Here is a 24922-nt window from a genome sequence, read left to right on the forward strand (position 1 = left end):
GGCTTCACGGTGCGCCACGTCGCCGAGGCGACGGTCCGGCACGACGGCCAGGGGACGACCCGGCAGGTGAGGGCGCGGCGGCTTGGCCTCGGCGTTTGCACGGCCCGGCACCGGTCCGATCACCGCGCAGGGCCGATTCTCCGCACGGAGCCGCGTGCGGGCATCGGCGAGCGCGCCGATCATCTCCGGCCCGACCTGCGCATCCTGGTCGAGCAGGAGGACGCCGTCCGCGCCGACCCGCGTCGCGGCCTCGACGACGCCGTTGAGGGCGGCGGCGATGCCGACGTTGCTCCCGGCCGACAGCAAGCGCACGCCGGCCGCCTCGAGCTTCATCCGATCCACGGGGCCGAGGCCGCCGTTGTCGAAGGCGAGGACCGGATGCCGGCTGCCGGCATAGCGTCGGACGATGTCGTCGACCTGGTCTCGGCTCGGGTGGAACAGGGTCAGGCCGATGGCCAGCATCACGCACATCCAGGACAGGCCGCGGCCGGCCTGCGGCCCGAGCCGATAACGGAAACGCACGCCCGAGGCGAGGCCCGGGCCGAGGCTCGGGCCCAGGCCCAGGTATAGGTGCGATCAACGCTGGCCGAAGGTCGGATCCTTGAACAGGTCCTTGTGCTCGCGGGGCTGCGAGCGCCAGTACTGCTTGGGCGCGCGCACCGTCTCGCCGAGCGCGGCCGCCGCGTGCCAGGGCCAGCGCGGATCGTAGAGCAGGGCGCGCGCGAGCGAGATCGCGTCCGCCCGGCCCTCGGCGAGGATCGCCTCGGCCTGGTCCGCTTCGGTGATCAGCCCGACGGCGATGGTGGCGAGCCCGGTCTCGGCCTTGATCCGCTCGGCATAGGGCACCTGGTAGCCAGGCCCGAGCTTGATCGCCTGCTTCGGCGAGACGCCGCCGGTCGAGACGTGGATCGCGGGGGCGCCGGCGCGCTTCAGGCGCTGGCCGAGCTCCACGGTCTCCTCGAGGTCCCAGCCGTCCTCGACCCAGTCGGTCGCCGAGACCCGCATCCACACCGGATGGCCTGCGGGCACCACCGCCCGCACCGCCTCGAACAGCTCGAGCGGGAACCGCATCCGGTTCTCGAGGCTGCCGCCGTAGGCGTCGGTGCGCTGGTTGGCCAACGGCGAGAGGAACTGGTGCAGCAGGTAGCCGTGGGCGCCGTGCAGCTCGAACGCCTCGATCCCGAGGCGCACCGCGCGCTTGGCGGTCGCGACGAAGTCGTCGCGGATGCGCTTGAGGTCCGCGCCGTCGAGGGCGTGCGGGGCCACCTCGCCGTCGCCGTGTGCCAGGGCGGACGGGGCTTCGGTGCGCCAGCCGTAGGGATGATCCGGCGCGATCTGCTGGCCGCCGTCCCAGGGCGCTCGGCTCGACGCCTTGCGGCCGGCATGGGCGATCTGGATGCAGACCGGGATCGGCGCGTACTCGCGGATCGCCGCCAGAACCCGACCGAGCGCGCGCTCGCAGCCGTCGGAGTACAGCCCGAGGTCCCACGCGGTGATCCGCGCCTCGGGCGACACCGCCGTCGCCTCCAGCGTCAGCAGCCCGGCGCCCGACATCGCGAGCTGGCCGAGATGCATCATGTGCCAGTCGGTCGCCTCGCCGTCGCGGGCCGAGTACTGGCACATCGGCGCGATCAGGATGCGGTTCTCCAGCGTCAGGTCGTCGAGCGTCAGCGGTTCGAACAGGCGGGCGGTCATCGGCAACTCCGGGTTGCGGGGGCATCGGCTGTGTGCCGCACTCTCGGGACGGACGCCAGCTCGCCGCCTCATGCCGGCCCTTCGCGCCGTAGCAGGGGGCGGCTCACCCCTCCCCGATCCCGCGGGCCTTCAGGCTCTCGCCGATCTCGTCGAGCACGCCGGCATCGTCGATGGTCGCCGGCATGGTCCAGGGCTCGTGGTCGGCGATGCGCTTCATCGTGGCGCGCAGGATCTTGCCCGAGCGCGTCTTCGGCAGCCGCTGGACCGTCAGCGCCAGCTTGAACGCGGCCACGGGCCCGATCTCGTCGCGGACCTTGGCGACGAGCTCACGCTCGATCTCCGCCGGATCGCGCGCGACCTGGGCCTTGAGCACGACGAAGCCGCAGGGCGCCTCGCCCTTGAGCGCGTCGCGGATGCCGATGACGGCGCATTCGGCGACGTCGGGGTGGGCGGAGAGCACCGCCTCCATCCCGCCGGTGGAGAGGCGGTGGCCGGCGACGTTGATGATGTCGTCGGTCCGCCCGAGCACGGTGATGTAGCCGTCGGCGTCGATCACGCCCGCGTCCGAGGTGTCGTACCAGCCCGGGAAGGTCTCAAGGTAGCTCGTGCGCATCCGGGCGTCGGAGCCCCACAGGGTCGGCAGGCAGCCCGGCGGCAGCGGCAGGCGAATCGCGATGGTGCCCATCGTGCCGGCGGGCACCGGCTTGCCGCCCTCGTCGAGCACCTGCACGTCGTAGCCCGGCATCGGCACGCAGGTGCTGCCGTGCTTGACCGGCAGCATCCCGAGGCCGACCGGGTTGCCGGCGATCGGCCAGCCGGTCTCGGTCTGCCACCAATGGTCGATGACGGGCCGGTCGAGCACCCGCTCGGCCCAGGCGACCGAATCCGGGTCGGCGCGCTCGCCGGCCAGGAACAGGGTGCGGAAGCGAGAGAGGTCGTGGCCGGCGACGTGGGTGCCCTTCGGGTCTTCCTTCTTGATCGCCCGCAGCGCGGTCGGCGCGGTGAACAGGCAGACGGTCCCGGTCTCGGCGACGACCCGCCAGAACGCGCCGGGATCGGGGGTACCGACCGGCTTGCCTTCGTAGAGCACCGTGGTGCAGCCGTGCAGGAGCGGCGCGTAGACGATGTAGGAATGCCCGACCACCCAGCCGATGTCGGAGGCGCAGAAGTAGGTCTCGCCGGGCTGGACGCCGTAGAGGTTCGGCATCGACCAGGCCAGCGCCACGAGGTATCCGCCGGTGTCGCGCACCACGCCCTTGGGCTTGCCCGTCGTGCCGGAGGTGTAGAGCACGTAGAGCGGGTCGGTCGCCGCCATCGCGACGCAGTCCGTCGACCGTCCCGAGGCCGCGGCGACCGCCTCGGCCCAGTCGCGGTCGCGCCCCTCGACGAGGCTCGCGGCCGCTTGCGGACGCTGGAGGATCAGGCAGGCGGCGGGCTTGTGCTTGGCCGCGGCGAGCGCCGCGTCGAGCAGCGGCTTGTAGGCGACCACCCGGCTCGGCTCGATGCCGCAGGAGGCGGCGAGCACCACCTTCGGCGCCGCGTCCTCGATCCGGACGGCGAGCTCGTTGGCGGCGAACCCGCCGAACACCACCGAATGCACCGCGCCGATCCGGGCGCAGGCCAGCATGCCGAACAGGGCTTCGGGCACCATCGGCATGTAGAGGATCACCCGGTCGCCGCGCACCACTCCGAGGTCGCCGAGCACCGCCGCCAGGGCGGAGACCTCGCGGAGCAGCTCCACGTAGGTGATCGCGCGCTTGGTCCCGGTCACCGGCGAATCGTACCGGATCGCGACCTGGTCGGCCCGGCCGGCCGCGACGTGGCGGTCGACCGCGTTCCAGCAGGCGTTCAGCGATCCGTCCGGGAACCAGCGGCCGTAGGGGCCGGAGGCGGTGTCGAAGGCCCGCGTCGGCCGGGTCGCCCAATCGATCGCCCGCGCCGCGTCGAGCCAGAACCCCTCGGGATCGCGCATCGCGGCGGCGTGCACGTCGGCATAGCGCGACGGCGCATCGGCGGAGGGGTCGGTCGGCATGGCGGCTCCTCGGGGCGACCTCTTCACGGGGCGCCTTACGGGGCGAGCCTAGCAGACTCGCGCTCGCCGCAGGATCGGCGGACAGCACAAAAAAGCCGCGCCGTCAGGGACGGCGCGGCGGACCTCGGTGCCGTGCTGGGGATCAGGCGCGTCAGTGCAGCGTGTCGACGTCGGCCTGCAACCGGTTGATCTCGTCCTTCAGGAGAAGCTTTCGCCGCTTCAGCTCCGCGATGCGAAGGTCGTCCTCGGACGGCCTCAGCGTCGCCTGGTGGATTTCCCGTTCGAGGGCTTCGTGCTTCCGGGTGAGCTGGCTCAGATGCGTCTGCAGCGACATGAGTCGTGTCTCCTGTCATCGTTCCGACCGGTCGAATCTCGCACATGTCGAGCCGGCTGTCGAAGGCAATCCTCAGCCTATGCCTCACGAATGCTTGCCGCTCGGGCGTGCCTGACGCATGCTCGCTCCAGGCACGCGGCGGGTTTCGAAGGCGACGATGACGGTTGAGTTGGTCCCGGATGAGCAGTCCGAACTGGACGTCGAGCTGGCGCGGCTGAGGCAGGAGCACCGCGACCTCGACGACGCGATCGACGCCCTCGAGCGCAACGTCGCCGGCGATCAGCTGCAGATCCAGCGGCTGAAGAAGCGCAAGCTCACGCTGCGCGACCGCATCGCCTTCGTCGAGGACCAGATCACCCCCGACATCATCGCCTGATGCCGGTGGATGCCGCCGCGCCTCGCCTTGCCGCGTCGGGCCCACGCCTGTAAGCGGCGAGCTTGCCAGCGGCGGATTCGGGCTCACGGGCTTCCTTCGCGCAGAGAATGGGTTTGACACGGATGGTGCCGGCGCCTGCGGTCGCGATCATCATGGGCAGCCAGTCCGACTGGGCGACCATGCGGCACGCCGCCGAGACGCTCGACGCGCTCGGCGTCGCCCATGACGCGCGCATCGTCTCGGCGCATCGCACGCCGGACCGTCTGGTGGCCTTCGCCAAGGGCGCGAGGGCAGCCGGCTTCCAGGTGGTGATCGCGGGCGCCGGCGGTGCCGCGCATCTGCCCGGCATGGCCGCCGCGATGACGAGCCTTCCGGTCTTCGGCGTGCCGGTCGAATCCAAGGCGCTGTCAGGACAGGACAGCCTGCTCTCGATCGTGCAGATGCCGGCCGGCATTCCGGTGGGGACGCTGGCGATCGGCCGGGCCGGCGCGGTCAACGCCGCGCTCCTGGCGGCCGCCGTGCTCGCGCTGTCCGATGCCGACCTCGCCGCCCGCCTCGATGCGTGGCGCGCGGCCCAGACTGCATCCGTCGCCGAACGGCCGGAGACCGAGACCCCGTGACCACGAAGACCATCGCGCCCGGCAGCACCCTCGGCATCGTCGGGGGCGGCCAACTCGGCCGCATGATCGCGCTCGCGGCGGCGAATCTCGGCCTTAAGGTCCACGTCTACTGCCCCGACGCCGACAGCCCGGCCTTCGACGTCGCGGCCGCGAACACCTGCGCGGCCTACGACGACTCCGAGGCGCTGGCGCGCTTCGCGCGGAGCGTCGACGTGGTCACCTACGAGTTCGAGAACATCCCGCGCGAGACCGCCGACCTGCTGGCGGCGCATGCGCCGCTCCACCCGAGCGCCTCGGCGCTGGCGACGACGCAGGACCGGCTGTCGGAGAAGGACTTCATCAACCGCCTCGGCATCCCGACGGCGCCGTTCCGCGCCGTCGACACGCCGGACGACTTCGCCCGCGCGCTCGACGCCATCGGCCGCCCGGCGGTGCTGAAGACCCGCCGCTTCGGCTACGACGGCAAGGGCCAGCGCATCATCCGGACGGAGGCCGAATCGGATCGCAACGCGATCTTCGCCGAGTTCGGCGGCGCGGCGCTGATCCTCGAAGGCTTCGTCGCGTTCGAGCGCGAGGTCTCGGTGGTGGCCGCGCGCTCGGCCGACGGCAGCTTCGCCGCCTTCGACCTGTGCGAGAACGAGCACCGCAACCACATCCTGGCCGTTACCCGCGCGCCGGCGCCGAGGATCGCGCCGGAGACGGCGCAGGCCGCCTTCGCCATCGCCAGGACGATCGCCGACGCCCTCGACTATGTCGGGGTGCTCGCCGTCGAGATGTTCCTGGTGCGCGAGGCCGACAGCGGCGAGCGGCTCGTCGTCAACGAGATCGCGCCGCGGGTGCACAATTCCGGGCACTGGACGATCGAGGGCGCCGCGACCTCGCAGTTCGCCCAGCACGTGCGCGCGGTCTGCGGCTGGCCGCTCGGCGATCCGTCCCGGCCCGGCGGACTGCGTGCCGAGATGCGCAACCTCATCGGCGACGAGGTTTCGGGCTGGCGGTCGCTGCTGGCCGAGCCCGGCGCGCATCTGCACCTCTACGGCAAGGGCGAGGCCCGGCCCGGCCGCAAGATGGGCCACGTCACCCGCCTCGAGCCCTGAAATCCGATGCATCCGCACAACAGCGGATGCTTCGCGTGCGCTCTGCTCCCAAGATCGCAAGGTCTTTTCCAGTCGAGCCATATGTTCGCCACATCGGCCCGCATCAACGGGTCCGTCGCCCGTGCTTAATCGGGCGTTCACCGCGATGCGCGAACGTGCCGGAGCCTACGCGACCGGATCGGACCGGTTCCGTGTCGGCCGCGCCGCTCGGGGTGCGTGGATCAAGGTTCGGGCGTGCTGCAGACTTGAGCACCGTGCCGAGGGGAATGGGGCGATGACGTCAGACAGCGTGCGGTTTCAACGGTCGGCCCTGCTCGGCCTCGCTGCGCTCGCGAGCGTGGCGCTCGCCGGCTGCGAGACCGTGGGGAGCGCTGCCGGCCCGCGGCAATTCGCGGTGCTCGAGGCGGACACCACGGGCGCGACCAACGTCAACATCGCCTCGCTGACCGAGGTGGTGCAGCGCAACCCGAACGACGCCGCCGCCTACAACACCCGCGGCGCGGCCTATGCCCGCGCGGGCCAGTTCAACGACGCGATCGGCGACTTCACCAAGGCGGTGCAGATCGACCCGAATTCCGGCTCGGCCTACAACAACCGCGCGCTGGCCTATCGTCAGACCGGCCGCAACGACGCGGCGCTGCAGGACTTCACCAAGGCGATCGCCTCCGACCCGAATTACGGCCCCGCCTATATCGGCCGCGCCAACGTGCTGCGGGCGCAGGGCGACCTCGACGGCGCGATGAGCGACCTCAACGTGGCGATCCGCCTGATGCCCGAATCGGCCGAGGCGTATCATGCCCGCGGCCTGGTCCGGCAGAAGCAGGGCCAGAACACCGCCGCCATTGGCGACTTCGACGCCGCGATCGACCGCAATCCCTTCGTCAGCGCGCCCTACGCCGCCCGCGGCCAGAGCCTGATCGCCACGAACCAGTACGACAAGGCGATCGAGGACTACAACGCGGCCCTCAACGTGAACAACAAGGACGCGACCTCCTGGGCCTATCGCGGCCTCGCCTACGAGAAGTCGAACCGCAAGAAGGAAGCGATGGAGAACTACCAGCGCGCCTCCACCATCGACCCGAGCAACCCGATCGCCCGCCAGGGCCTCGGCCGGGTGCAGGGCGGCGTCGGCTCGTTGTTCAACTGAAGCCCGGGGTTTGCTCGAACGAAGAACGCCGCGCGAGAGCGCGGCGTTCTTCGTTTCGGATCGCGATGACCACCACCGCGCGAACAGCCGAGATAACCAAGACCGTAGGGTGAAAGCGACAGGAAACTGACGACCTTTGCCGCCATCGGGCCGAGGAACACCCATGGCGCCGGCGCTCGAAACCTGTCACACTTCGTCGGATGCCGTACTTCTACTGTCATCTACGTGGCCCGAGCGGTTATGAACGCGACGAGATCGGGCTGGAATTCGCCGACCTCGATGCGGCGTATCTCGAGGTCTGCCGCGCCATCCTCGACATGGCGGCGGAGCTGGCACGGTCCGGCCACGACCCGATGCCCTACGCCTTCGAGATCACGGATGCCGACGGCCTCCTGCTCATGGACGTCCCGTTCCGCGAGATGCTGAGCAAGGGTCTCCGAAGCAGGCGTCGGCTTCTTCCCGTCTCGTCGGCCATGCAGCGCCGCGAGATGGTGCGGGCGGTGCATCTGCGCGCAGCCGTCTCCGACTCGATCGATCGCCTGAGCCAGACGATCCGCATGTCCCAGCTGATCGTCGCCCGGTCGCGCGCGAGCGGCGCGGCCGATCCATGGGGCGCCTCGCCGCGATCGGGTGCCGTCGCCTCTTAGGTCAAGTCACGCCGAGCGCAAGGCGGCGATGCCGTCGGCCAGCGCGTCCACCTGCGCCGCGTCGTGCGCCGCCGAGAACGCCACCCGCAGCCGCGCGGTGCCGGCCGGGACGGTCGGCGGCCGGATCGCCACCACGAGGAAGCCCTGCGCTTCGAGGGCGGCCGAGCGCGCGAGCGCGGCCTGCGCCTCGCCGACCATCACCGGCACCACGGCGCTTTCGGCCTCCGGCAATCCGAGCCGCGCGGTGAAGCGGCGGGCGAGCGCCAGGGGCTTGGCACCCCGCTCCGGCTCCGCCTCCAGGATCGCCAGGGCTTCGAGGGCGGCGGCCGCAGAGGCCGGCGGCAGCCCGGTGGTGTAGACGAAGCTGCGGGCGCGGCTGGTGAGCAGGTCGATCACCGCCTGCGACGCGCAGAGATAACCGCCGTAGGAGCCGAGCGACTTCGACAGGGTGCCCATCTCCAGCGGCGCCCGCGGGCCGCCTTCGACGACGCCAAGCCCGTGCGCGTCGTCCACCAGCGTCCAGGCGTCGTGGTCGTCGCCGAGCCCGAGGATGTCGCCGAGCGGCGCGCGGTCGCCGTCCATGCTGAACACCCGCTCGGTCAGGATCATCGCCCGGCGATGCTGCGCGCGATGCGCCGAAAGCAGGCGGCCGAGGTCGGCGAGGTCGTTGTGCCGGAACGTCAGGATCGTCGCGCCCGAGATCCGCGCACCGCCCCACATGCAGGCATGGGCGAGTTCGTCGACGAGGATGAGGTCGCCCGCACCGACCAGCGCCGGGGTGATCCCGAGGTTGGCGAGGTAGCCGCTGCCGAACACCAGCGCCGCCTCGGTGCCCTTGTGCGCGGCGAGCCGCGCTTCGAGCGCGGTCAGCAGCGGATGGTTGCCGGTCACCAGCCGCGACCCGCCGGAGCCGGCGCCGTAGGCGGCGACGGCAGCTTGCGCGGCCGCGATCACCCGCGGGTCGTGGCTCAGGCCGAGATAATCGTTGCAGGAGAACGAGACGAGCCGGCGCGCGCCGCGCTCGGCCATCGCGTCGGCGGCGCGGATCGTCGGCACCAGGCGGCGGCGGAGGGCGGCGGCATCCAGGCCGGAAAGCTTGTCGCGGGCGAAGGATTCGAGGCTCGACATCGGGCCTCAAAGCCCCGCGGCGTCGGCCGGAGTCAAGTCCGGCGTCGCGCCCGGTTGACCGTCGCGCGGCATGCCCGCATCGATCTGCGGATGCCGACCGACGATCCGAGCGCCGCGCCCCTGTGGCGCCCCTACACGCAGATGAAGCATGCGGCGCCGCCGCTGGAAGCGGTGCGCACGCACGGCTCGCGCATCGTGCTCGCCGACGGGCGGGCGCTGGTCGACGGCATCGCCTCGTGGTGGACGGCGGTGCACGGCTACAACCATCCCCACATCGCCGCGGCCGTCTCCAAGCAGCTCGGCACCATGCCCCACGTGATGTTCGGCGGGCTGACGCACGCCCCGGCCGAGCGTCTGGCGCGCCGGCTCGTCGGCTTGCTGCCCGGCGACCTGAACCACGTGTTCTTCGCCGATTCCGGCTCGGTCGCCGTCGAGGTCGCCCTGAAGATGGCGGTGCAGCTCTGGCTGAACCGCGGCGAGGCCGGCCGCACCCGCATCCTCGCGTTCCGCGGCGGCTACCACGGCGACACGGTCGGGGCGATGTCGGTCTGCGACCCCGAGGAGGGCATGCATCGCCGCTTCGGTGCCTTCCTGCCGACCCAGCTCTTCTCCGACCTGCCGCGGACCGAGGCGGAGGCGGCCGCCCTCGACGGCATCCTCGCGCGCCACCGCACCGAGCTCGCCGCGGTGATCGTCGAGCCGCTGGTGCAGGGTGCGGGCGGCATGCGGATGCATCCGCCCGAGGTCTTGGCGACGATCGCGCGCCTCGCCCGCCGCCACGGCCTGCCGCTGATCGTCGACGAGATCTTCACCGGCTTCGGCCGCACCGGCACGCTGTTCGCCTGCGAGCAGGCCGGCATCGTGCCCGACATCCTGTGCCTGTCGAAGGCGCTGACCGGCGGCACGATGGCGCTCGCGGCCACGATCGCCACCAGCGAGGTGTTCTCCGCGTTCTGGTCGGACGATCCCGGCGCCGCGCTGATGCACGGCCCGACCTTCATGGCGAACCCGCTCGCCTGCGCGGCGGCCGATGCCAGCCTCGACCTGTTCGCGCGCGAGCCGCGGCTCGAGCAGGCCCACGCGATCGGCACGCGCCTCGCGGAGGGGTTCGAACCGCTCCGTGGGCGGCCGGGCATCGCCGACATCCGCACGCTCGGCGCGATCGGCGTGGTGCAGTTCGCCGAGCCGCCCGACCTCGCGACGCTCAAGGCGCGGCTCGTGGAGCGCGGCGTCTGGGTGCGCCCGTTCGGCGACGTCGTCTACCTGACGCCGGCGCTGACCATCGGCCGGGACGACCTCGACCACCTGATCGAATCCGTCGTCTCGGTATCCACGGGGGTCGCGTCGCACAGGGCGATTTGACGGGCACCATGACGCGGGCTGCGGTGAGGAGGGCGGTGCTTCGCGAAGGAATGGGATCCCACCCACTCAAGGCCGCGCCGGATGTCGCATCTCGCCGGCACGCACGGGGGGCGGTACAGCGCTGACCGTCACGATCTCAGGATCCAGTACAGCGTGCCGCTCCAGACAACGCAAACGGCCGATCCGATCGCGACTCCACCATCAAGCGCAGCGACGAGGTCGTAGAGCGGCCGCGCGGCGATCGCCGTACGAAGGAGCGTCCAACCCGCTGCGATGATGATAGGCCTCTTCCTGATCGCCCGTCCGTCATCGAATGCCGATGGCATTCGCCGGGTTTCCAGCCACCATTTCATCAGAGGCGAACAAGCGGCGCTCGCGGCGGTCGCCAGCGCTCCAGGCCGCGAGTCGAGTCGTACGGCCAGCACTGTGGAAATGCTGAGAATGGCGAGGGGGAGAAGTTGCTCGAGGTCACGCCGTCGCATGGCATCCTCCGATCCGTCGTCGCGGTCGGGGGCCGGAACCGCGCCGAGATCGACGATCCGGAGGCGCTCCATTATCACGGAATGATTACCTAGCGATAGAGATCGCAGCCGCCCGTGTCGCCGAACGCCGCGCTGCGGGTCGCCGGCACGAAGCGGGGACATCGCCGGATCGGCGGCGGATCGTTGCAGGGCGGAGCGACGACCTTCGGCCGTCATCCACGGGAAAGACTTTCCGACCCGATGTCGGTGGCATTCGACCTGCCACGGACGCTTCGAGGACCGGCCAGCGTCGCTGCAACCGGAACGCCCCTCTGCCGTTGGACATCCAGGATGAGGGTGCGGCGGGGGGCGTGTCCCGGCGACGCTCCCGGACCAAAACGCTGGAGATGCATATCGTGACGAGCGAGCAGACGAGTCCCCAGGAAGACCGGCCCGTGATCCTCCTCGTCGAGGACGAGGCGCTGACAATCATGGATCTCGGCGACGTTCTCGAGGGTGGCGGCTACGAGACGGTGCAATGCGCATCGGCCGAGCGGGCGATGAGCATCCTTCAGGCGCGGCCGGACATCTGCGGCCTCGTCACCGACGTGGAGCTTTCGGGCAAGGCCAACGGCTTCGACCTCGCCAGCTCCGTCGCCGAGGCGCGGCCGAAGCTGCCGATCCTGATCGTCTCCGGCCGCGCCGCGCCCGACCCGGCCCGGATGCCGGCCGGCGCGCACTTCATCGCCCGCCCGTGCAGCGGCGAGGACATCCTCGACCAGCTCCGCCGCCTCATGCCCTGCTGAGGCCTCATGCGTTGCTGAGCAGGGGATCGCCGCCCCGACCGTCATCCCAGCTTCACACGCCCGAGGCACAGCCGGCCGCGAACGAGGCCGGTCCCGTTTCCGGGGCCGGATTTTCGGCGTGTTCGGTCGTGCAGCGCGGGGTATGGGATGTCAGCGGCGGACGAGATCCCGGCAGCCGCGCCGGTCATCGAGAACCCGGGGCTGCCCGTGAACGGCAAGGCGAAGAACCGGAAGGACGGGCGGCCCTCTCCCGACGCGGCGCGGATCAAGCGGAAGGGCCGCGACGCCTCGGCTGAGCGCCCCGGTGAGGTCCCGGCTCCGAGCCCCGAAACGGCGGCCGCGAAGCGGCCCGGATCGAAGCCGCCGGGCGCCAAGAGCGTCGGCTGGGCGCTGGTCCAGGCGGCGCGCCTGCATCGCGCCCGCATCGGCGACCGGCTGGCGACGCTCGACCTGTTCGCCGGCCAGGAGCAGGTCGTGCAGGTGCTCGCGGCCTCCGGCACGATGACGATGGGCGACCTCGCCGCGACCTTGCGCGTGCGCCCGCCGACCGCATCGAAGACGATCTCGCGGCTCGCCGCCCTCGGCTTCGTCGAGCGGCGCGCGGAGGCCGGTGACGGCCGCATCGTGCGCGTGCGCCTCACCGAGGCGGGGCTCGCCAAGGCGGAGGCGATCGAGGGCATCTGGGACGCGGTCGAAGCGGAGCTGCTCGCCGGCCTCGACAACAAGGAGCGGCGACGCCTGCGCAAGCTCCTGCGCAAGGCCGCCAAGGGACTCGCCGAGGCCGGCGGGCTGACCGGGCACGAGACCGAGGCCGATGCGGAGATCGAGGCCGACGACGACGAAGCCGACGCGCTCGCCCCGATCCCGGCGCACTGACACGGCCGTTCGGAGCCGCTGCACACGATGGCCGCGGGCGATACGCTGCGGGCACGCCCACTCCCCTCGCCGTCGCCGTCGTGATCGCCGCACGCCTTGCCGGACCCACCGTCGCCGGCGATGCGATGCCGAGGCGGGTCGGGGCCTGCGCGACGACGGTGATTCCCGCGATCGGGAGGCGCTTCGGCGCTCCGCGGGAGCGACCGAAGACCAGGAACACCGACGACGGCCCCGGCGTCGAGCTTGGAAACGGCGTCGAAGCGTGTCCTACGTCTTCGTCTCGGCGGTCGCGGACGCGAAGGTCGGCGATCCTGTGAAGACCTGCCCGGTCTCGATCCCGAAGGGCGACGACCGCGGCAAGGTCTTCACGACGACCAACCTGCGCACGCAGGATTTCCGGACGCTCGGCGATTCCCGGCACCTGTGCGGCGGCGCCGGGCCGGACCGCCGCGAGGGCAGGTCCGGCCCGGCGAGCTAGGTCCGCGCCGGCGACGGCGGGTCGCCTATCGGCCGAGCGGCTGGATGCTGTTGGCGATCGCCTTGAGCTGCGCCGCGTACTTCGTCTCGCCGGCGGGCGAGCCCCAGTAGGACAGCATGCCGACCTTGGTCTCCGACAGCACGATGATCGACAGGCTCACCTTGGTCGGGCCGTCCTTGTCGACGCCGTCCCAGCCGAGATCGACCACGTCGAAGCCGTTGATCTTGGCTTCGGACTTCTTCTGCGACTTCGGATCGATCTTCACACCGCTCTCGGCGAAGAACTTCACGCCTTCGACGATGGCGTTCTCGAGATTCTTAAGGTTCTGCACCTCGAAAGCGACGTAGATCGACGTATCCGGGGACGTCGCCTGGGCACCCTTCTCGATTTCCTCGGGCGACCACGCGTTCGGGAGGTCGATCGTCACGATCGGCTTGGTGTCGGGCAGCTCGAACGGCTTCGCCGACGCGGTGGATGCTGGGTTTGCGAAAAGGAATCCAAGAACCGCCGTCGTCGCAATGATGTTTCTCAAGACAACCTCCCCCGTCGCCGATCGCGGCGCGCGCGAAGAGCCGTGGACGACGGTGCATCGAGAGTCGAGGGGCCTCGGAAAGGTCATACACCGCCGAGATCGATCCGGCGCGGTCGGCGATCCGCAACCGCTGGCACGAGTCCCGCATGGTGCATGGCGATCCATGCGTGCGCGCCCTCGCGGCGGGCGCCGAAACGACGGATCATCCCGAATGATATGACGGGCGGTTGACCCGGTGCCGTTTTCTTAGGCATCCAAGGGTCGTCGATCCCGCCGAGACCGGTCGCTTCAGGGAGTTGCGTTTGTCGATGTCACGGATCCGGACGTTCGCGGCCGCCGCCGGCCTTGCCCTGGCCTTCGGGATGGCGCCGGCCCAGGCGGCCAACGTCTTCCGCTTCGCCTTCCAGGGCGACATCAAGTCCCTCGATCCGTATTCGCTGAAGGAAAGCTTCACGATCGGCATGCACGCCGCGGTCTATGAGGCGCTGATCACCCGCGACAAGGATCTCAACCTCGCGCCCGGCCTCGCCGAATCGTGGGAGACGCCGGAGCCGACGCGCTGGCGCTTCCACCTGCGCAAGAACGTCAGCTTCCACGACGGCTCGCCCTTCACCGCCGACGACGTGCTGTTCTCCGCCGACCGGGTCCGGGCCGCCGGATCGAGCTTCACCACCAACATCCCGTCCGACGCCAAGTTCGTGAAGGTCGACGACCACACCGTCGACATGGTGCTGTCGAAGCCCAACCCGATCGCGGTCTACCAGTTCTCGACCTGGTACATCATGTCGAAGGCCTGGGCGGAGAAGAACAACGCCGTCGCGCCCTCGCCCGTGAGCGCGGCGTCGCCGAGCTACGCCACCCTGCACGAGAACGGCACCGGCCCGTTCGTCATCACCGAGCACCAGCCCGGCGTCCGCACCATCTTCAAGAAGTTCCCCGGCTACTGGGGCAAGGTCGAGTCGAACCTCGACGAGGCGGTGTTCACCACGATCTCGAACGACGCCACCCGCGTCGCGGCCCTGCTCGGCGGCGAGGTCGACTGGATCGACCCGGTGCCGCTGCAGGATCAGCAGCGCGTCAACGCCAGCGGCAACGCCACGGTGATGACCGGGCCGGAGCTGCGCACGATCTTCCTCGGAATGGATCAGGTCCGCGACGAGCTCAAGGATTCGAGCGTCAAGGGCAAGAACCCGTTCAAGGACGTGCGCGTGCGCGAGGCGATGTACCTCGCCATCGACGAGGACACGATCGCCAAGCGCGTCATGCGCGGGCAGGCGACGCCGACCGCCCTGATGATCGCGCCCTCGCTCTACGCGCGCTCGGCCGAGTTCAAGCGCCCGACGACGGACGCGAAGCGGGCCAAGGCGCTGCTCGCCGAGGCCGGCTACCCGGACGGCTTCACCGTCCCGATGGATTGCCCGAACGATCGCTACGTCAACGACGAGGCGATCTGCCAGGCAGTCGTGTCGATGCTGGCCCGCGTCGGCGTGAAGGTGAACCTCAACGCCCAGCCGAAGGCCAAGTACTTCGCCAAGGTGCTGGCGCCGAACTACGACACCGCGTTCTACCTGCTGGGCTGGACGCCGTCGTCGCAGGACAGCCACAACATCCTCTACGAGATGGTCGGTTGCCGGACCGATCCGAAGTCGAGCCGCGGCGGCTGGAACCTCGGCGGCTATTGCAACACCAAGCTCGACGCCATCGCCGACCAGGTCGAGGGCGAGACCGATCAGGCCAAGCGCGACGCCGAGATCAAGGAGGGCTTCGAGATCCTGCAGAAGGACTGGGCCGTCATCCCGCTGCACCAGCAGGCGCTGGCCTGGGGCGTCTCGAAGACGGTGACGCTGACGCAGCGGCCCGACAACCTCCTGCTGCTCTACTGGGTGTCGAAGAAGCCTTGAGGCGCGGCATGAACGGTTGACCCGATGCTCGCCTTCATCCTCCGCCGCCTGCTGCAATCGGTCGTGGTCCTGGCCGTCGTCGGGGTGATCGCGTTCTCGATGTTCCGCTTCGCCGGCGACCCGGTGAACCAGATCGTCGGCGTCGACACCCCGGTCTCGGAGCGGGCCGAGATCCGCAGGAACCTCGGGCTCGACGACTCCGTCGCGGTGCAGGCGGCGCGCTACGCCGCCAACGTGCTGCGAGGCAATTTCGGGATCTCGTACCAGTTCCGCCAGCCGGTCTCGCACCTGCTGGCGGAGCGGATGCCCGCGACCCTCGAGCTGGCGCTGTGCGCCACGATCTTCGCCCTCGTCGTCGGGATCCTGATGGGGGTCTACTGCGCGCTGCACCGCGAGACGGCGCTGGCCAAGCTCTTCCTGGCGATCTCGCTCGCCGGCGTCAGCCTGCCGACCTTCCTGATCGGCATCCTGCTGATCTTCCTGTTCTCGGTGACGCTCGGCTGGCTGCCGTCGTTCGGCCGCGGCGACACCGTGCGCCTCGGCTGGTGGACCACCGGCTTCCTCACGGTCTCGGGGCTCCGTGCCCTGATCCTGCCCTCGATCACCCTGGGGCTGTTCCAGATGACGCTGATCATGCGGCTCGTCCGCGCCGAGATGCTGGAGGTGCTGCGCGCCGACTACATCCGCTTCGCCCGGGCGCGCGGCCTCACCACCCGCTCGATCCATGTCGGGCATGCGCTGAAGAACACCCTCGTCCCGGTCATCACCATCGCCGGGCTTCAGCTCGGCTCGGTGATCGCCTTCTCGATCATCACCGAGACGGTGTTCCAGTGGCCGGGCATGGGCCTGCTCTTCGTGCAGGCGGTGCAGAACGTCGACATCCCGATCATGGCCGCCTACCTGCTGCTGGTCGCGGCGATCTTCGTGGCGATCAACCTCGCGGTCGACGTGCTCTACACGATCGTCGACCCGCGCCTGCGGCTGGCGGGGCGCACCGCATGAGCGCCCTCGCCGCGACGCCCTCGCGCTGGGCGCGGTTCCTCGATTCCGACGTCTTCGCGAGCTTCCGCCGCTCGAAGCTGGCGATGGCGGCGCTCGCCGTCACGGTGCTGTTCTTCGCGCTCGCCATCGCCGCGCCGTGGATCTCGCCGCAGAATCCCTACGATCCGGCCGAGCTCGACCTGATCAACTCGAACCTGCCGCCGATCTGGTCAGCGGAGGGGCAGGCGCCGTTCCTGATCGGCACCGACGACCAGGGCCGCGACGTGCTCTCGGCCGTCTTCTACGGCCTGCGCCTCTCGCTCGTCGTCGGCCTTCTCGGCGTGCTCGTCTCGGGCGGCCTCGGCCTCGCGCTCGGGCTGATCGCCGGCTACTTCGGCGGCCTCGTCGACACGGTCATCATGCGCGTCGCCGACGTGCAACTGACCTTCCCGGCGATCCTGATCGCGCTGGTCGTCGACGGCGTGGCGAAGGCTGCGGCCGGCGGCGGCCTCGACACCAACGCGACCATCGGGCTGATCGTCGTCTCGATCGGGCTGTCGTTCTGGGTGCAGTACGCCCGCACCGTCCGTTCCTCGGTGATGGTCGAGAAGAACAAGGACTACGTCCAGGCCGGGCGCCTGATCGGGCTGTCGTCGCCCGTGATCATGGTCCGCCATGTCCTGCCGAACGTGCTGGGACCGGTCTTCGTCATCGCGACGATCAACCTCGCGCTGGCGATCATCACCGAGGCGACGCTGTCGTTCCTCGGGACCGGCCTGCCCGAGACCATGCCGTCGCTGGGCACTTTGATCCGCACCGGCAACCGCTTCCTGTTCTCCGGCGAGTGGTGGATCGTCGCCTTCCCCGGCCTGGCGCTCGCCGGGCTGGTGCTGGCGATCAACCTGCTCGGCGACTGGCTGCGCGACGCGCTGAACCCGAAGCTGCAATGACAGAACCCGTCCTCTCCGTCCGCGACCTGCGCGTCGAGTTCGCGACGCGGCGCGGCATCCTGAAGGCGATCGACGGCGTGTCCTTCGACATCGCCCGCGGCGAGATCCTCGGCGTCGTCGGCGAATCCGGCGCCGGGAAATCGGTGACCGGCGCGGCGGTGATCGGCCTGATCGACCCGCCCGGCCGGATCAGCGGCGGCGAGATCCGGCTCGGCGGCGAACGCATCGACGACCTGCCGCCCGAGCGGCTGCGCCGCATCCGGGGCCGGCGCATCGGCATGATCTTCCAGGACCCGCTGACCAGCCTCAACCCGCTCTACCGCATCGGACGGCAGATCATCGAAACCGTGCAGACGCATACCGACCTCTCGGCCAGGACCGCGCGGACGCGGGCGATCGACCTGCTCGCCGAGGTCGGCATCCCGGCGCCCGAGCGGCGGATCGACGGCTATCCGCACGAGTTCTCCGGCGGCATGCGCCAGCGCGTGGTGATCGCCCTCGCCCTGGCGGCCGAGCCTGAGCTGATCATCGCCGACGAGCCGACGACGGCGCTCGACGTCTCGGTGCAGGCGCAGATCATCACCCTGCTCAAGCGCCTCGGGCGCGATCACGGCACCGCCGTGATGCTGATCACCCACGACATGGGCGTGATCGCCGAGGCGGCCGACCGGGTCGCGGTGATGTATTCCGGCCGCATCGCCGAGATCGGCCCGGTCCGCGCCGTGGTCGGCGACCCTCTGCATCCCTACGCCAAGGGCCTGATGGGCGCGATCCCGACGCTGACGCAGGAGACCGGGCGGCTGGCGCAGATCCCCGGTGCGATGCCGCGCCTGACCGCGATTCCCGCCGGCTGCGCCTTCAACCCGCGCTGCCCGAAGGTGTTCGACCGCTGCCGCGTCGAGCGGCCCGACCCGATCCCGGTGGGCGGGCACCGCGTCGCCTGCCACCTCTACGATCGCGCCGAGGTGGCGGCATGAGCGCGCCCGCGCCGTACGTCGAGGTCGAGGGCCTGCGACGGCTGTTCGACGTGTCGAAGCCGTGGCTCAACCGGATGATCGAGCGGCAGCCGAAGCAGTGGCTGAAGGCGGTCGACGGCGTCGCCTTCACGATCGAGCGCGGCGAGACCTTCGCCCTGGTCGGCGAATCCGGCTCCGGCAAGTCGACGGTCGCGCGCATGGTGGTCGGCCTCCTTCCGCCGAGCGCGGGCGACGTCCGCATCACCGGCGTCTCGATGACCGATCCGGCGCAGAATGCAGCCCGCCGCCGGCTGCGGCGACGCATCCAGATGGTGTTCCAGGATCCCTACGCGTCGATGAACCCGCGCTGGCGTGTCGGAGAGATCGTCGCCGAGCCGATCCGGGCCTTCGACCTGATCCGGGGCGAGGCGGCGATCGCCGACCGCGTCGGGGAGCTGCTCACGCTGGTCGGCCTGCATCCCGACGACCGGGTGAAGTACCCGCACGCCTTCTCCGGCGGGCAGCGCCAGCGCATCGCCATCGCCCGCGCGCTCGCCTCGGAAGCGGAGTTCCTGGTCGGCGACGAGCCGACCTCGGCGCTCGACGTGTCGGTGCAGGCACAGATCCTCAACCTGATGCGCGACCTGCAGGACCGGCTCGGGCTGACCTACCTGTTCATCAGCCACAACCTCGCCGTGGTGCGCCACATGGCGACGCGGATCGGCGTGATGTATCTCGGCCGCGTCGTCGAGATCGGCGGCGGGCGCGAGCTGTTCACGCATCCGAAGCATCCCTACACCCGGATGCTGCTCGACGCGGTGCCCGACATCGGCCTGACCGGGCGGCAGCGCACGCCGGTCTCCGGCGAGATCCCCAACCCGATCGACCCGCCGCCGGGCTGCAGCTTCAACCCGCGCTGCCCCTTCGCCGACGACCGCTGCCGGGCCGAGGTGCCGGCGCTGATCGATGGCGTCGCCTGCCACGCCTATCAGGAAGGGCGGCTGACCTGACCGCCTGCCCGATGGAGTTCCGATGACATCCAGCGCGCCGTCCGACATCCTCGAAATGAGCGCGGTCGCGCTGTCCGCCGCGATCCACCGGAAGGCGGTGTCCTGCGTCGAGGTGATGCAAGCCGCGCTCGCGCGGATCGCGCGGTTGAACCCGGCGGTGAACGCGATCGTCGCGCTGCAGGATCCGGACCGCCTGATCGCGGAAGCCGCGGAACGCGACGCCCGCCTCGCCCGCGGCGAGAGTGCCGGCCCGCTTCACGGGTTTCCCCTGGCGGTGAAGGACTTCGATGCGGTCCGCGGCCTGCCGTTCACGCAAGGCTCGCCGATCTTCCGCGACCGGATTGCGCCGGCCGACTCGATCATGGCGGGACGGCTTCGCCGCGGCGGAGCGGTCTTCACCGGCAAGACCAACGTCCCGGAATTCGGCCTCGGCTCGCACACCTTCAACCCGGTCTACGGCGCCACCGCCAACGCCTACGACCAGAGCAGGTCCGCGGGCGGCTCGAGCGGCGGCGCCGCGGTATCGGTGGCGTTGCGCATGCAGCCGGTGGCCGACGGCAGCGACCATGCCGGCAGCCTTCGCAACCCGCCGGCCTTCAACAACCTGTTCGGCCTGCGCACCAGCTACGGCCGGATCCCGATCGCCGCACCGGACGTGTTCACGCCGGGCTTCGGCGTCTCCGGCGCGATCGGCCGCTCGCCGGCCGATATCGGCCTGATGCTGTCGGTTCAGGCCGGCGCCGACACGCGCGTGCCGTTCTCGATCCCGCAGGATCCGGCGATCTTCGCCGAGGATCTGAAGCGCGATTTTTCCGGCACGCGGATCGCGTGGCTCGGCGACCTCGACGGGCAGCTGCCCTTCGATCCCGGGGTGCTGGAATGCGGGGTCGAGGCGCTATCGGCCTTCGAGGCGGTCGGCTGCCGCGTCGAGCACGCCCGGCCCGCCTTCGACATGGAGCGGCTGTGGCAGGACTACGTCCTGCTGCGCGCCTGGATGAATGCGTCGAGCCTCCGCCCGCTCTACGACGACCCGGCGCACCGCGCCCTGCTCAAGCCCGAGGCGATCTGGGAGGTCGAGCGGGGATTGGCCCTCACCGCCGACCAGATCAGGTCGGCGCAGGAGGGCCGCACCGCCTGGTACGAGGCCGTGCGGACCTTCATGGCGCGCTTCGACTTCCTGGTGATGCCGAGCGCGCAGGTGTTCCCGTTCGCGATCGGCCTCGATTGGCCGAAAGAGGTCGGCGGCCGCACGATGGATACCTATCACCGCTGGATGCAGGTGGTGATCCCGGCGACCATGAGCGGCCTGCCGTCCCTGAACGTTCCGGCCGGGTTCGGCCCCGGCGGGCTGCCGACCGGCATCCAGATCGTCGGCCCCAACCAGGGCGAGCTGGCTTGCCTGCAGCTCGGCGCCGCCTACGACGCGGCGGCCGGCTGGGTCTCGCGCCGGCCGCCGCCGCTGCTCGGGGCATGATCCCGACCCTTCGACCCGAAGCCCTGCAATCCTGAGACGCACCGGACGCGATCACCCGTTCGGCCGGTTGCAAGCGTTCGTTGCGGCGCGGACACAATCGGGGTTTTTGCGGCCCCAACGGGATGAAACGCGGGCGGAGCGCGGTTCGGCGTGTCTATAAGATCGGCCATGAGCAATGCGGTTCGCCCCTCCTCGAAGCCGCGTGCGGCTTATCTCGCCCTCCCCCTCGCGATCGGCCTCGGCGGATCGGCCCTCGCCGCCGACCTCGGCGCGATCATGCCGCGGGCGGTGCCGACCTTCGCGCAGGTCGATCCCGACACCTGGATCGTGACCCTGACCGGCAACCTCCAGTTCACGCCGCGCTATCCCGGCTCGGAGGACTACACGGTGATCGGCTACCCGGCGATCGACGTGCGCCGCGCCGGCGAGCCGCGCCGCTTCTCCGCGCCCGACGACGGGTTCAGCTTCTCGCTCTACGACAACGCGGTGTTCCGCATCGGCCCGACCGCGCGTTTCGTGCCGGGCCGCTACTACGGCGACGACCGCCGGCACCTGTTCGGCTTCCGCGATGCGCGCTTCGCCGTCGAGCCGGGCCTGTTCATCGAGTTCTACCCGATCCCGTCGATCCGCACGCGGGTGGAAGTCCGGCAGGGCGTGTACGGGCACCACGGCACCGTCGGCTCGGTCGGGGCGGACTACATCCTGCCGGTCGACCGCTTCCAGTTCTCGATCGGACCGCGCCTGAACATCGGCGACGCCTCCTACGCGCGGAAGTACTTCGGCGTCACCGCCGACGAGGCCGCCGTGAACGGTCGCGTCGCCGCCTACGACCCCGGCAGCTTCTTCTCCGCGGGCGTGCTCGGCGCGGTCACCTACACCCAGGACGCGACCTGGGCCTATACCGGCTACGCCGGCTACTCGCGCATCCTCGGCTCCTCCGGCGACAGCCCGCTGGTGCGGCGCCCGTTCGGCAACCCGGACCAGTTCCTGTTCGGCCTGAAGGTCGACTACTCCTTCGCCACGCGGTCCTGGTTCTGAGCGCGCGCCGACCGTCGGCGCGTCCGGCAGACGGCCCCTCCTGCCGCACCGACGTCCGAGGCGGCTCGCCGGCGACCGTGGGCGTCGGCCGGAGCGTCGGGCGCCTGCATCGAGAATAGTGAGGCTCGGCAGCCATGGAGGCCGATCGCCCACGGGCGGTGACTTAATTTCGCGTCCGCACGCCAAGCTCGTCGATCGCCTGCATTGACCCGCAGGCCGGTCTCGGGCGACACGACCCGATGCAATCCTTCTTCCGCGTCACGGCCTGGCTCGTGGTGGCCGCGCTCGTCTTCGTCACCCTGTCGCCGATCGACCTGCGGCCGTCCGTGGCGCCCGCGAACGTCGAGCGCGCGCTCGCCTACGGCACGCTCGGAATGCTGTTCGCCCTCGCCTATCCGTGCCGATGGCTCGTCGTCCTCGTCGGCGTCGTCGCCCTCGCGGCCATCCTGGAGCTCGGGCAGGGTCTCACCCTGACCCGGCACGGCCGCCTCGCCGATTTCGTCGTCAAGGGCGGCGCGGCGATGCTCGGGACCGGCCTCGCCATCGCCACCACCACGCTCGTGTCGCGCCGCGCACGCTCCTAGAGCGCAGCGGTCAAGCCGCTTGCACCCGGGCGACGCGGCGGGTACAGCACGCCACCCGGTCGAACCGTTCGCCGCCCGCGCGATGCGCGGCGCCGACGCTTGCCGGGCACGGAGGGGTGGCCGAGTGGTTGAAGGCGCACGCCTGGAAAGTGTGTATACCGGAAACGGTATCGCGGGTTCGAATCCCGCTCCCTCCGCCACGGACCGCTGACTTTCGGTTTTTCGCCGTCTCCCGGGGCACGGCGCCCTCGGTCTCGAGCGTCGCTCGACCGTGGCGTTTGTCTCGCATCATACCGGCAATCCACAACGTCTCGGCGGGGCGGGCAGCAACAGCGACTCCGACGACTGGCCGAGCCGTCGCGATGGCATCCTGCCGATGCGCCGGCCCGACGAGGGCTCGTCGGGCCGCGCCGACGCATTCGGCACGAAATTTCCGGCTTCGGAGGGCCGAGGTGCGCTGGAGCACCCCGAAGCGGCTGCGTCGGGCGCAGGAAACATTCGTGCAACCCGCGGCGCCTACCGTGGGTGCGTTCGATGACCCGACGACGGCGAGGCAGCACAGATGACCATCGCGACCCGGCTCCTGCGTCTTCCCGTCGTCCTCGTGGCCCTGGCCTTCGCCGTCACGCCGCTCGCCAACCCGCTCCTCCTGGCATTGGCCGCCCTCGCGACCGGCCTGCTGCTGGCCTATCGCTGCCTCGCCGACCTGCTGTCGGCGGAGCACGAGTCGACGGTCGGCCAGACGGTGTTCCGCCACTATCTCTGAGCCGGCCCGGTTGCCGCGCGCGGTGGGGATTTCCGAGCGCTACGAGACCGCGGTCAGCTTGTCGGCCATCGATTGCGCCTTGTCCCGGCGCGACGAGAACGCCATCGTGTAGAACACGCGCTGCACGCCGATCTGGCTCAGCCGCTCCTCGCACAGCTCGATCAGCCGGCAGATGTCGGCGAGCTCGCCCTCGATGTTGGTGCCGTTGGCATGCATCTCGGCGTCGAGCCCGCTCGTCTCCAGGATCGTCTTGATCTCGCGAACGTAGGGCGAGACCGAGGGGCCGACGCCCATCGGCACGATGCACAGATCTGCAACAACCTTCATGAACTTGTCCTCGGTGGCGGGCGCGGGGTTATGTCCGGCTGCAACGCCCGCTACATAGCGAGCCAGACCGCAGGAAACCGGCACCGCGCCGTTCTGGCCGAACCGTGCCGCGTTTCCCAGCCCGACCCAACCCCCAACCCAACCGACTGTCGATGGAGATCTCCGTGACCGACCCCAAGCGCCGCGCCTCCCTGGCGGCCGTTGCCGCGGTGGCGCTCGCCTGTTTCGCCGGCGGCGCCGAGGCGGCCCAGTGCGGCAACTCGGCGAGCGGCTTCGAGGCCTGGAAGACCCAGTTCGCCGAGGAAGCCCGCGGCCGGGCGAGTGCCGCGAGCCTCGCCGCCCTGCAGGAGACCTCCTACTCGACGCCGACCATCTCGGCCGACCGCGGCCAGAAGAGCTTTAAGCTCTCGCTCGACCAGTTCCTGGCCAAGCGCGGCGCCACCACCATCGTGTCGCGCGGGCGGGCGCTCAAGCGCCAGAACGCGGCGCTGTTCGCGCAGATCGAGCAGCGCTACGGCGTTCCCCCCGGCCCGCTGCTGGCGATCTGGGGCATGGAGACCGGGTTCGGCGCGGTGCGCGGCAACGTCAACACGCTGTCCGCGGTGGCGACGCTGGCCTACGATTGCCGCCGCTCGGCCTACTTCACCGACCAGCTCTATGCGGCCCTCACCCTGGTCGACCGCGGCCTGATCACGTCCGCCACGCGCGGCGCGGCCCACGGCGAGGTCGGGCATACCCAGTTCCTGCCCAAGAACGTGCTGACCTACGGCACCGGCGACCTCAACAACGTCGGCGCGGCGCTCAGCTCGACGGCGAACTTCCTGAAGGGTCACGGCTGGCAGGCCGGCGCCGGATACCAGCCCGGCGAGCCCAACTTCGCCGCGCTCCAGGGCTGGAACGCCGCCTCAGTGTACCAGCGCGCCATCGCCCTGATGGGCCGGCAGATCGACGGGGACTGACCTCGGCGATCGGACAGGCCGCCACGGCGACGAACCCTGGCCGAGAACGGCCACGATTCGTCGCCGGTTAACCATAAAGCCGCCCCACAAAAACCGGGCGGGCTGAGCCATCTCACCGCTCGGCCGATCGGGCCGGGAGGGTGCGGATCGGCCCGCTTGCACGGATACGTCCGGCAGTCGCGGGATCGGATCGACGGCATCCGTTTGGAAACAGGCGGTGCCCGCATGGTCGAAGATCCTTCCTCCGGCCCACAGGTGCAACGGTTTCGGTCGAGCGCGAGCCTGCGCCGCGTCGCGCTGAGGGCCGCGCCGACGTTGTTGAGGTCGCCGGTGCCGTAGGTCAGCACGTTCTTGGGCAGGAACTGGGTATGCCCGACCTCGCCGT

The 24922-nt window shown here is 70.5% G+C and carries 26 protein-coding genes, 1 tRNA gene and 2 pseudogenes; 20 read left to right on the forward strand and 9 right to left on the reverse strand.

From position 1 onward, the window contains the following. The 4 genes and pseudogenes from FV223_RS30085 to FV223_RS03835 form a co-directional block, all read right to left on the reverse strand. Positions 1–522, reverse strand: a pseudogene (locus FV223_RS30085) (hypothetical protein); the annotation flags it as partial. A gap of 54 nt (positions 523–576) precedes the next feature. Further along, complete coding sequence (locus FV223_RS03825; RefSeq protein WP_147725552.1) at positions 577–1695, reverse strand: NADH:flavin oxidoreductase/NADH oxidase; 1119 nt, start codon at positions 1693–1695, stop codon at positions 577–579. A 103-nt stretch (positions 1696–1798) separates the two neighbouring features. Further along, on the reverse strand, positions 1799–3727 hold the full coding sequence (locus tag FV223_RS03830) for an AMP-binding protein (RefSeq protein WP_147725553.1): 1929 nt from the start codon (positions 3725–3727) through the stop codon (positions 1799–1801). Between the two features lie 151 nt (positions 3728–3878). Further along, positions 3879–4061 carry a DUF465 domain-containing protein gene (locus FV223_RS03835; RefSeq protein WP_147725554.1) on the reverse strand — a complete coding sequence of 61 codons (183 nt, stop codon included), beginning with the start codon at positions 4059–4061 and terminating at the stop codon, positions 3879–3881. A gap of 157 nt (positions 4062–4218) precedes the next feature. Here FV223_RS03835 and FV223_RS03840 point away from each other — a divergent pair, with 157 nt between their 5' ends. The 5 genes from FV223_RS03840 (at position 4219) to FV223_RS03860 (ending at position 7948) form a co-directional block, all read left to right on the forward strand. Continuing rightward, a complete protein-coding gene (locus tag FV223_RS03840) occupies positions 4219–4437 on the forward strand; it encodes a DUF465 domain-containing protein (RefSeq protein WP_147725555.1) in 219 nt (72 codons plus the stop codon). 122 nt (positions 4438–4559) lie between these two features. Beyond that, positions 4560–5057 (forward strand): 5-(carboxyamino)imidazole ribonucleotide mutase, encoded by a 498-nt coding sequence (purE, locus tag FV223_RS03845; protein ID WP_147725556.1) that lies wholly within the window; start codon positions 4560–4562, stop codon positions 5055–5057. Further along, on the forward strand, positions 5054–6154 hold the full coding sequence (locus tag FV223_RS03850) for a 5-(carboxyamino)imidazole ribonucleotide synthase (protein ID WP_147725557.1): 1101 nt from the start codon (positions 5054–5056) through the stop codon (positions 6152–6154). Before purE ends, FV223_RS03850 begins: the two co-directional genes overlap by 4 nt. A gap of 274 nt (positions 6155–6428) precedes the next feature. Further along, positions 6429–7301, forward strand: a complete 873-nt coding sequence (locus FV223_RS03855; protein WP_147725558.1) for a tetratricopeptide repeat protein — start codon at positions 6429–6431, stop codon at positions 7299–7301. Positions 7302–7501: 200 nt separating this feature from the next. Next, entirely contained in the window at positions 7502–7948 is a 447-nt protein-coding gene (locus FV223_RS03860) for a hypothetical protein (protein WP_147725559.1), read from the forward strand. Positions 7949–7954: 6 nt separating this feature from the next. Here the strand turns inward: FV223_RS03860 and FV223_RS03865 are convergent, their stop codons facing one another. Then, positions 7955–9076 (reverse strand): aminotransferase class I/II-fold pyridoxal phosphate-dependent enzyme, encoded by a 1122-nt coding sequence (locus FV223_RS03865; RefSeq protein ID WP_147725560.1) that lies wholly within the window; start codon positions 9074–9076, stop codon positions 7955–7957. A gap of 90 nt (positions 9077–9166) precedes the next feature. Here FV223_RS03865 and FV223_RS03870 point away from each other — a divergent pair, with 90 nt between their 5' ends. Continuing rightward, on the forward strand, positions 9167–10438 hold the full coding sequence (locus tag FV223_RS03870) for an adenosylmethionine--8-amino-7-oxononanoate transaminase (protein WP_147725561.1): 1272 nt from the start codon (positions 9167–9169) through the stop codon (positions 10436–10438). A 128-nt stretch (positions 10439–10566) separates the two neighbouring features. Here FV223_RS03870 and FV223_RS03875 read toward each other — a convergent pair whose 3' ends face one another. Continuing rightward, positions 10567–11136, reverse strand: coding sequence for a hypothetical protein (locus FV223_RS03875; protein ID WP_147725562.1), 570 nt, complete (start codon positions 11134–11136; stop codon positions 10567–10569). Between the two features lie 170 nt (positions 11137–11306). On the opposite strand from FV223_RS03875, the gene FV223_RS03880 reads away from it, so the two are divergent. The 3 genes from FV223_RS03880 to FV223_RS03890 all read left to right on the forward strand — a co-directional run bounded on the left by FV223_RS03880 (position 11307) and on the right by FV223_RS03890 (position 13059). Beyond that, positions 11307–11705: a response regulator gene (locus tag FV223_RS03880; protein WP_147725563.1), complete on the forward strand. Its 399-nt coding sequence runs from the start codon at positions 11307–11309 to the stop codon at positions 11703–11705. A 147-nt stretch (positions 11706–11852) separates the two neighbouring features. Further along, positions 11853–12581, forward strand: a complete 729-nt coding sequence (locus FV223_RS03885) for a MarR family winged helix-turn-helix transcriptional regulator (RefSeq protein WP_246686335.1) — start codon at positions 11853–11855, stop codon at positions 12579–12581. Positions 12582–12843: 262 nt separating this feature from the next. Beyond that, positions 12844–13059 carry a hypothetical protein gene (locus FV223_RS03890; protein ID WP_147725564.1) on the forward strand — a complete coding sequence of 72 codons (216 nt, stop codon included), beginning with the start codon at positions 12844–12846 and terminating at the stop codon, positions 13057–13059. A 25-nt stretch (positions 13060–13084) separates the two neighbouring features. Here FV223_RS03890 and FV223_RS03895 read toward each other — a convergent pair whose 3' ends face one another. Further along, the gene (locus FV223_RS03895; protein WP_147725565.1) at positions 13085–13591 is read right to left on the reverse strand and encodes a hypothetical protein; all 507 of its coding nucleotides are present in this window, start codon (positions 13589–13591) and stop codon (positions 13085–13087) included. A gap of 308 nt (positions 13592–13899) precedes the next feature. Between FV223_RS03895 and FV223_RS03900 the strand changes: the two genes are divergently transcribed. From FV223_RS03900 to FV223_RS03945, 10 genes are all read left to right on the forward strand, one after another. Beyond that, a complete protein-coding gene (locus FV223_RS03900) occupies positions 13900–15492 on the forward strand; it encodes an ABC transporter substrate-binding protein (RefSeq protein WP_147725566.1) in 1593 nt (530 codons plus the stop codon). 24 nt (positions 15493–15516) lie between these two features. After that, positions 15517–16494, forward strand: a complete 978-nt coding sequence (locus FV223_RS03905) for an ABC transporter permease (RefSeq protein ID WP_147725567.1) — start codon at positions 15517–15519, stop codon at positions 16492–16494. Continuing rightward, the gene (locus tag FV223_RS03910) at positions 16491–17423 is read left to right on the forward strand and encodes an ABC transporter permease (RefSeq protein WP_147725568.1); all 933 of its coding nucleotides are present in this window, start codon (positions 16491–16493) and stop codon (positions 17421–17423) included. Before FV223_RS03905 ends, FV223_RS03910 begins: the two co-directional genes overlap by 4 nt. Next, entirely contained in the window at positions 17420–18400 is a 981-nt protein-coding gene (locus FV223_RS03915) for an ABC transporter ATP-binding protein (protein ID WP_147725569.1), read from the forward strand. Before FV223_RS03910 ends, FV223_RS03915 begins: the two co-directional genes overlap by 4 nt. Next, the gene (locus FV223_RS03920) at positions 18397–19389 is read left to right on the forward strand and encodes an oligopeptide/dipeptide ABC transporter ATP-binding protein (protein ID WP_147725570.1); all 993 of its coding nucleotides are present in this window, start codon (positions 18397–18399) and stop codon (positions 19387–19389) included. The genes FV223_RS03915 and FV223_RS03920 overlap by 4 nt, the downstream gene beginning before the upstream one ends. Before the next feature lie 22 nt (positions 19390–19411). After that, complete coding sequence (locus FV223_RS03925) at positions 19412–20863, forward strand: amidase (RefSeq protein WP_147725571.1); 1452 nt, start codon at positions 19412–19414, stop codon at positions 20861–20863. Positions 20864–21031: 168 nt separating this feature from the next. Next, complete coding sequence (locus tag FV223_RS03930; RefSeq protein WP_147725572.1) at positions 21032–21901, forward strand: MipA/OmpV family protein; 870 nt, start codon at positions 21032–21034, stop codon at positions 21899–21901. Positions 21902–22140: 239 nt separating this feature from the next. Further along, positions 22141–22485, forward strand: a complete 345-nt coding sequence (locus FV223_RS03935) for a hypothetical protein (RefSeq protein ID WP_147725573.1) — start codon at positions 22141–22143, stop codon at positions 22483–22485. 110 nt (positions 22486–22595) lie between these two features. After that, positions 22596–22685 (forward strand) — tRNA-Ser (locus FV223_RS03940). A 362-nt stretch (positions 22686–23047) separates the two neighbouring features. Then, on the forward strand, positions 23048–23251 hold the full coding sequence (locus FV223_RS03945) for a hypothetical protein (protein WP_147725574.1): 204 nt from the start codon (positions 23048–23050) through the stop codon (positions 23249–23251). 39 nt (positions 23252–23290) lie between these two features. Here FV223_RS03945 and FV223_RS03950 read toward each other — a convergent pair whose 3' ends face one another. Continuing rightward, a complete protein-coding gene (locus FV223_RS03950; protein WP_147725575.1) occupies positions 23291–23578 on the reverse strand; it encodes an MTH1187 family thiamine-binding protein in 288 nt (95 codons plus the stop codon). 191 nt (positions 23579–23769) lie between these two features. On the opposite strand from FV223_RS03950, the gene FV223_RS03955 reads away from it, so the two are divergent. After that, on the forward strand, positions 23770–24537 hold the full coding sequence (locus FV223_RS03955; RefSeq protein ID WP_243935479.1) for a lytic transglycosylase domain-containing protein: 768 nt from the start codon (positions 23770–23772) through the stop codon (positions 24535–24537). A 290-nt stretch (positions 24538–24827) separates the two neighbouring features. Here FV223_RS03955 and FV223_RS31495 read toward each other — a convergent pair. Then, a pseudogene (locus FV223_RS31495) lies at positions 24828–24922 on the reverse strand (murein transglycosylase); the annotation flags it as partial.

Origin of the sequence: Methylobacterium sp. WL116 (assembly GCF_008039455.1) — a bacterium.
In the GTDB taxonomy this organism is placed as follows: Bacteria; Pseudomonadota; Alphaproteobacteria; order Rhizobiales; family Beijerinckiaceae; genus Methylobacterium.

Bases quoted from the DNA above. Each gene is read 5' to 3' on its own strand.
- FV223_RS03825 (WP_147725552.1), bottom strand. From the start codon at position 1,695: ATGACCGCCCGCCTGTTCGAACCGCTGACGCTCGACGACCTGACGCTG.
- FV223_RS03830 (WP_147725553.1), bottom strand. From the start codon at position 3,727: ATGCCGACCGACCCCTCCGCCGATGCGCCGTCGCGCTATGCCGACGTG.
- FV223_RS03835 (WP_147725554.1), bottom strand. From the start codon at position 4,061: ATGTCGCTGCAGACGCATCTGAGCCAGCTCACCCGGAAGCACGAAGCC.
- FV223_RS03840 (WP_147725555.1), top strand. From the start codon at position 4,219: ATGACGGTTGAGTTGGTCCCGGATGAGCAGTCCGAACTGGACGTCGAG.
- purE (WP_147725556.1), top strand. From the start codon at position 4,560: ATGGTGCCGGCGCCTGCGGTCGCGATCATCATGGGCAGCCAGTCCGAC.
- FV223_RS03855 (WP_147725558.1), top strand. From the start codon at position 6,429: ATGACGTCAGACAGCGTGCGGTTTCAACGGTCGGCCCTGCTCGGCCTC.
- FV223_RS03860 (WP_147725559.1), top strand. From the start codon at position 7,502: ATGCCGTACTTCTACTGTCATCTACGTGGCCCGAGCGGTTATGAACGC.
- FV223_RS03865 (WP_147725560.1), bottom strand. From the start codon at position 9,076: ATGTCGAGCCTCGAATCCTTCGCCCGCGACAAGCTTTCCGGCCTGGAT.
- FV223_RS03870 (WP_147725561.1), top strand. From the start codon at position 9,167: ATGCCGACCGACGATCCGAGCGCCGCGCCCCTGTGGCGCCCCTACACG.
- FV223_RS03875 (WP_147725562.1), bottom strand. From the start codon at position 11,136: ATGACGGCCGAAGGTCGTCGCTCCGCCCTGCAACGATCCGCCGCCGAT.
- FV223_RS03880 (WP_147725563.1), top strand. From the start codon at position 11,307: ATGCATATCGTGACGAGCGAGCAGACGAGTCCCCAGGAAGACCGGCCC.
- FV223_RS03885 (WP_246686335.1), top strand. From the start codon at position 11,853: ATGTCAGCGGCGGACGAGATCCCGGCAGCCGCGCCGGTCATCGAGAAC.
- FV223_RS03900 (WP_147725566.1), top strand. From the start codon at position 13,900: ATGTCACGGATCCGGACGTTCGCGGCCGCCGCCGGCCTTGCCCTGGCC.
- FV223_RS03905 (WP_147725567.1), top strand. From the start codon at position 15,517: ATGCTCGCCTTCATCCTCCGCCGCCTGCTGCAATCGGTCGTGGTCCTG.
- FV223_RS03910 (WP_147725568.1), top strand. From the start codon at position 16,491: ATGAGCGCCCTCGCCGCGACGCCCTCGCGCTGGGCGCGGTTCCTCGAT.
- FV223_RS03915 (WP_147725569.1), top strand. From the start codon at position 17,420: ATGACAGAACCCGTCCTCTCCGTCCGCGACCTGCGCGTCGAGTTCGCG.
- FV223_RS03920 (WP_147725570.1), top strand. From the start codon at position 18,397: ATGAGCGCGCCCGCGCCGTACGTCGAGGTCGAGGGCCTGCGACGGCTG.
- FV223_RS03925 (WP_147725571.1), top strand. From the start codon at position 19,412: ATGACATCCAGCGCGCCGTCCGACATCCTCGAAATGAGCGCGGTCGCG.
- FV223_RS03930 (WP_147725572.1), top strand. From the start codon at position 21,032: ATGAGCAATGCGGTTCGCCCCTCCTCGAAGCCGCGTGCGGCTTATCTC.
- FV223_RS03935 (WP_147725573.1), top strand. From the start codon at position 22,141: ATGCAATCCTTCTTCCGCGTCACGGCCTGGCTCGTGGTGGCCGCGCTC.
- FV223_RS03945 (WP_147725574.1), top strand. From the start codon at position 23,048: ATGACCATCGCGACCCGGCTCCTGCGTCTTCCCGTCGTCCTCGTGGCC.
- FV223_RS03950 (WP_147725575.1), bottom strand. From the start codon at position 23,578: ATGAAGGTTGTTGCAGATCTGTGCATCGTGCCGATGGGCGTCGGCCCC.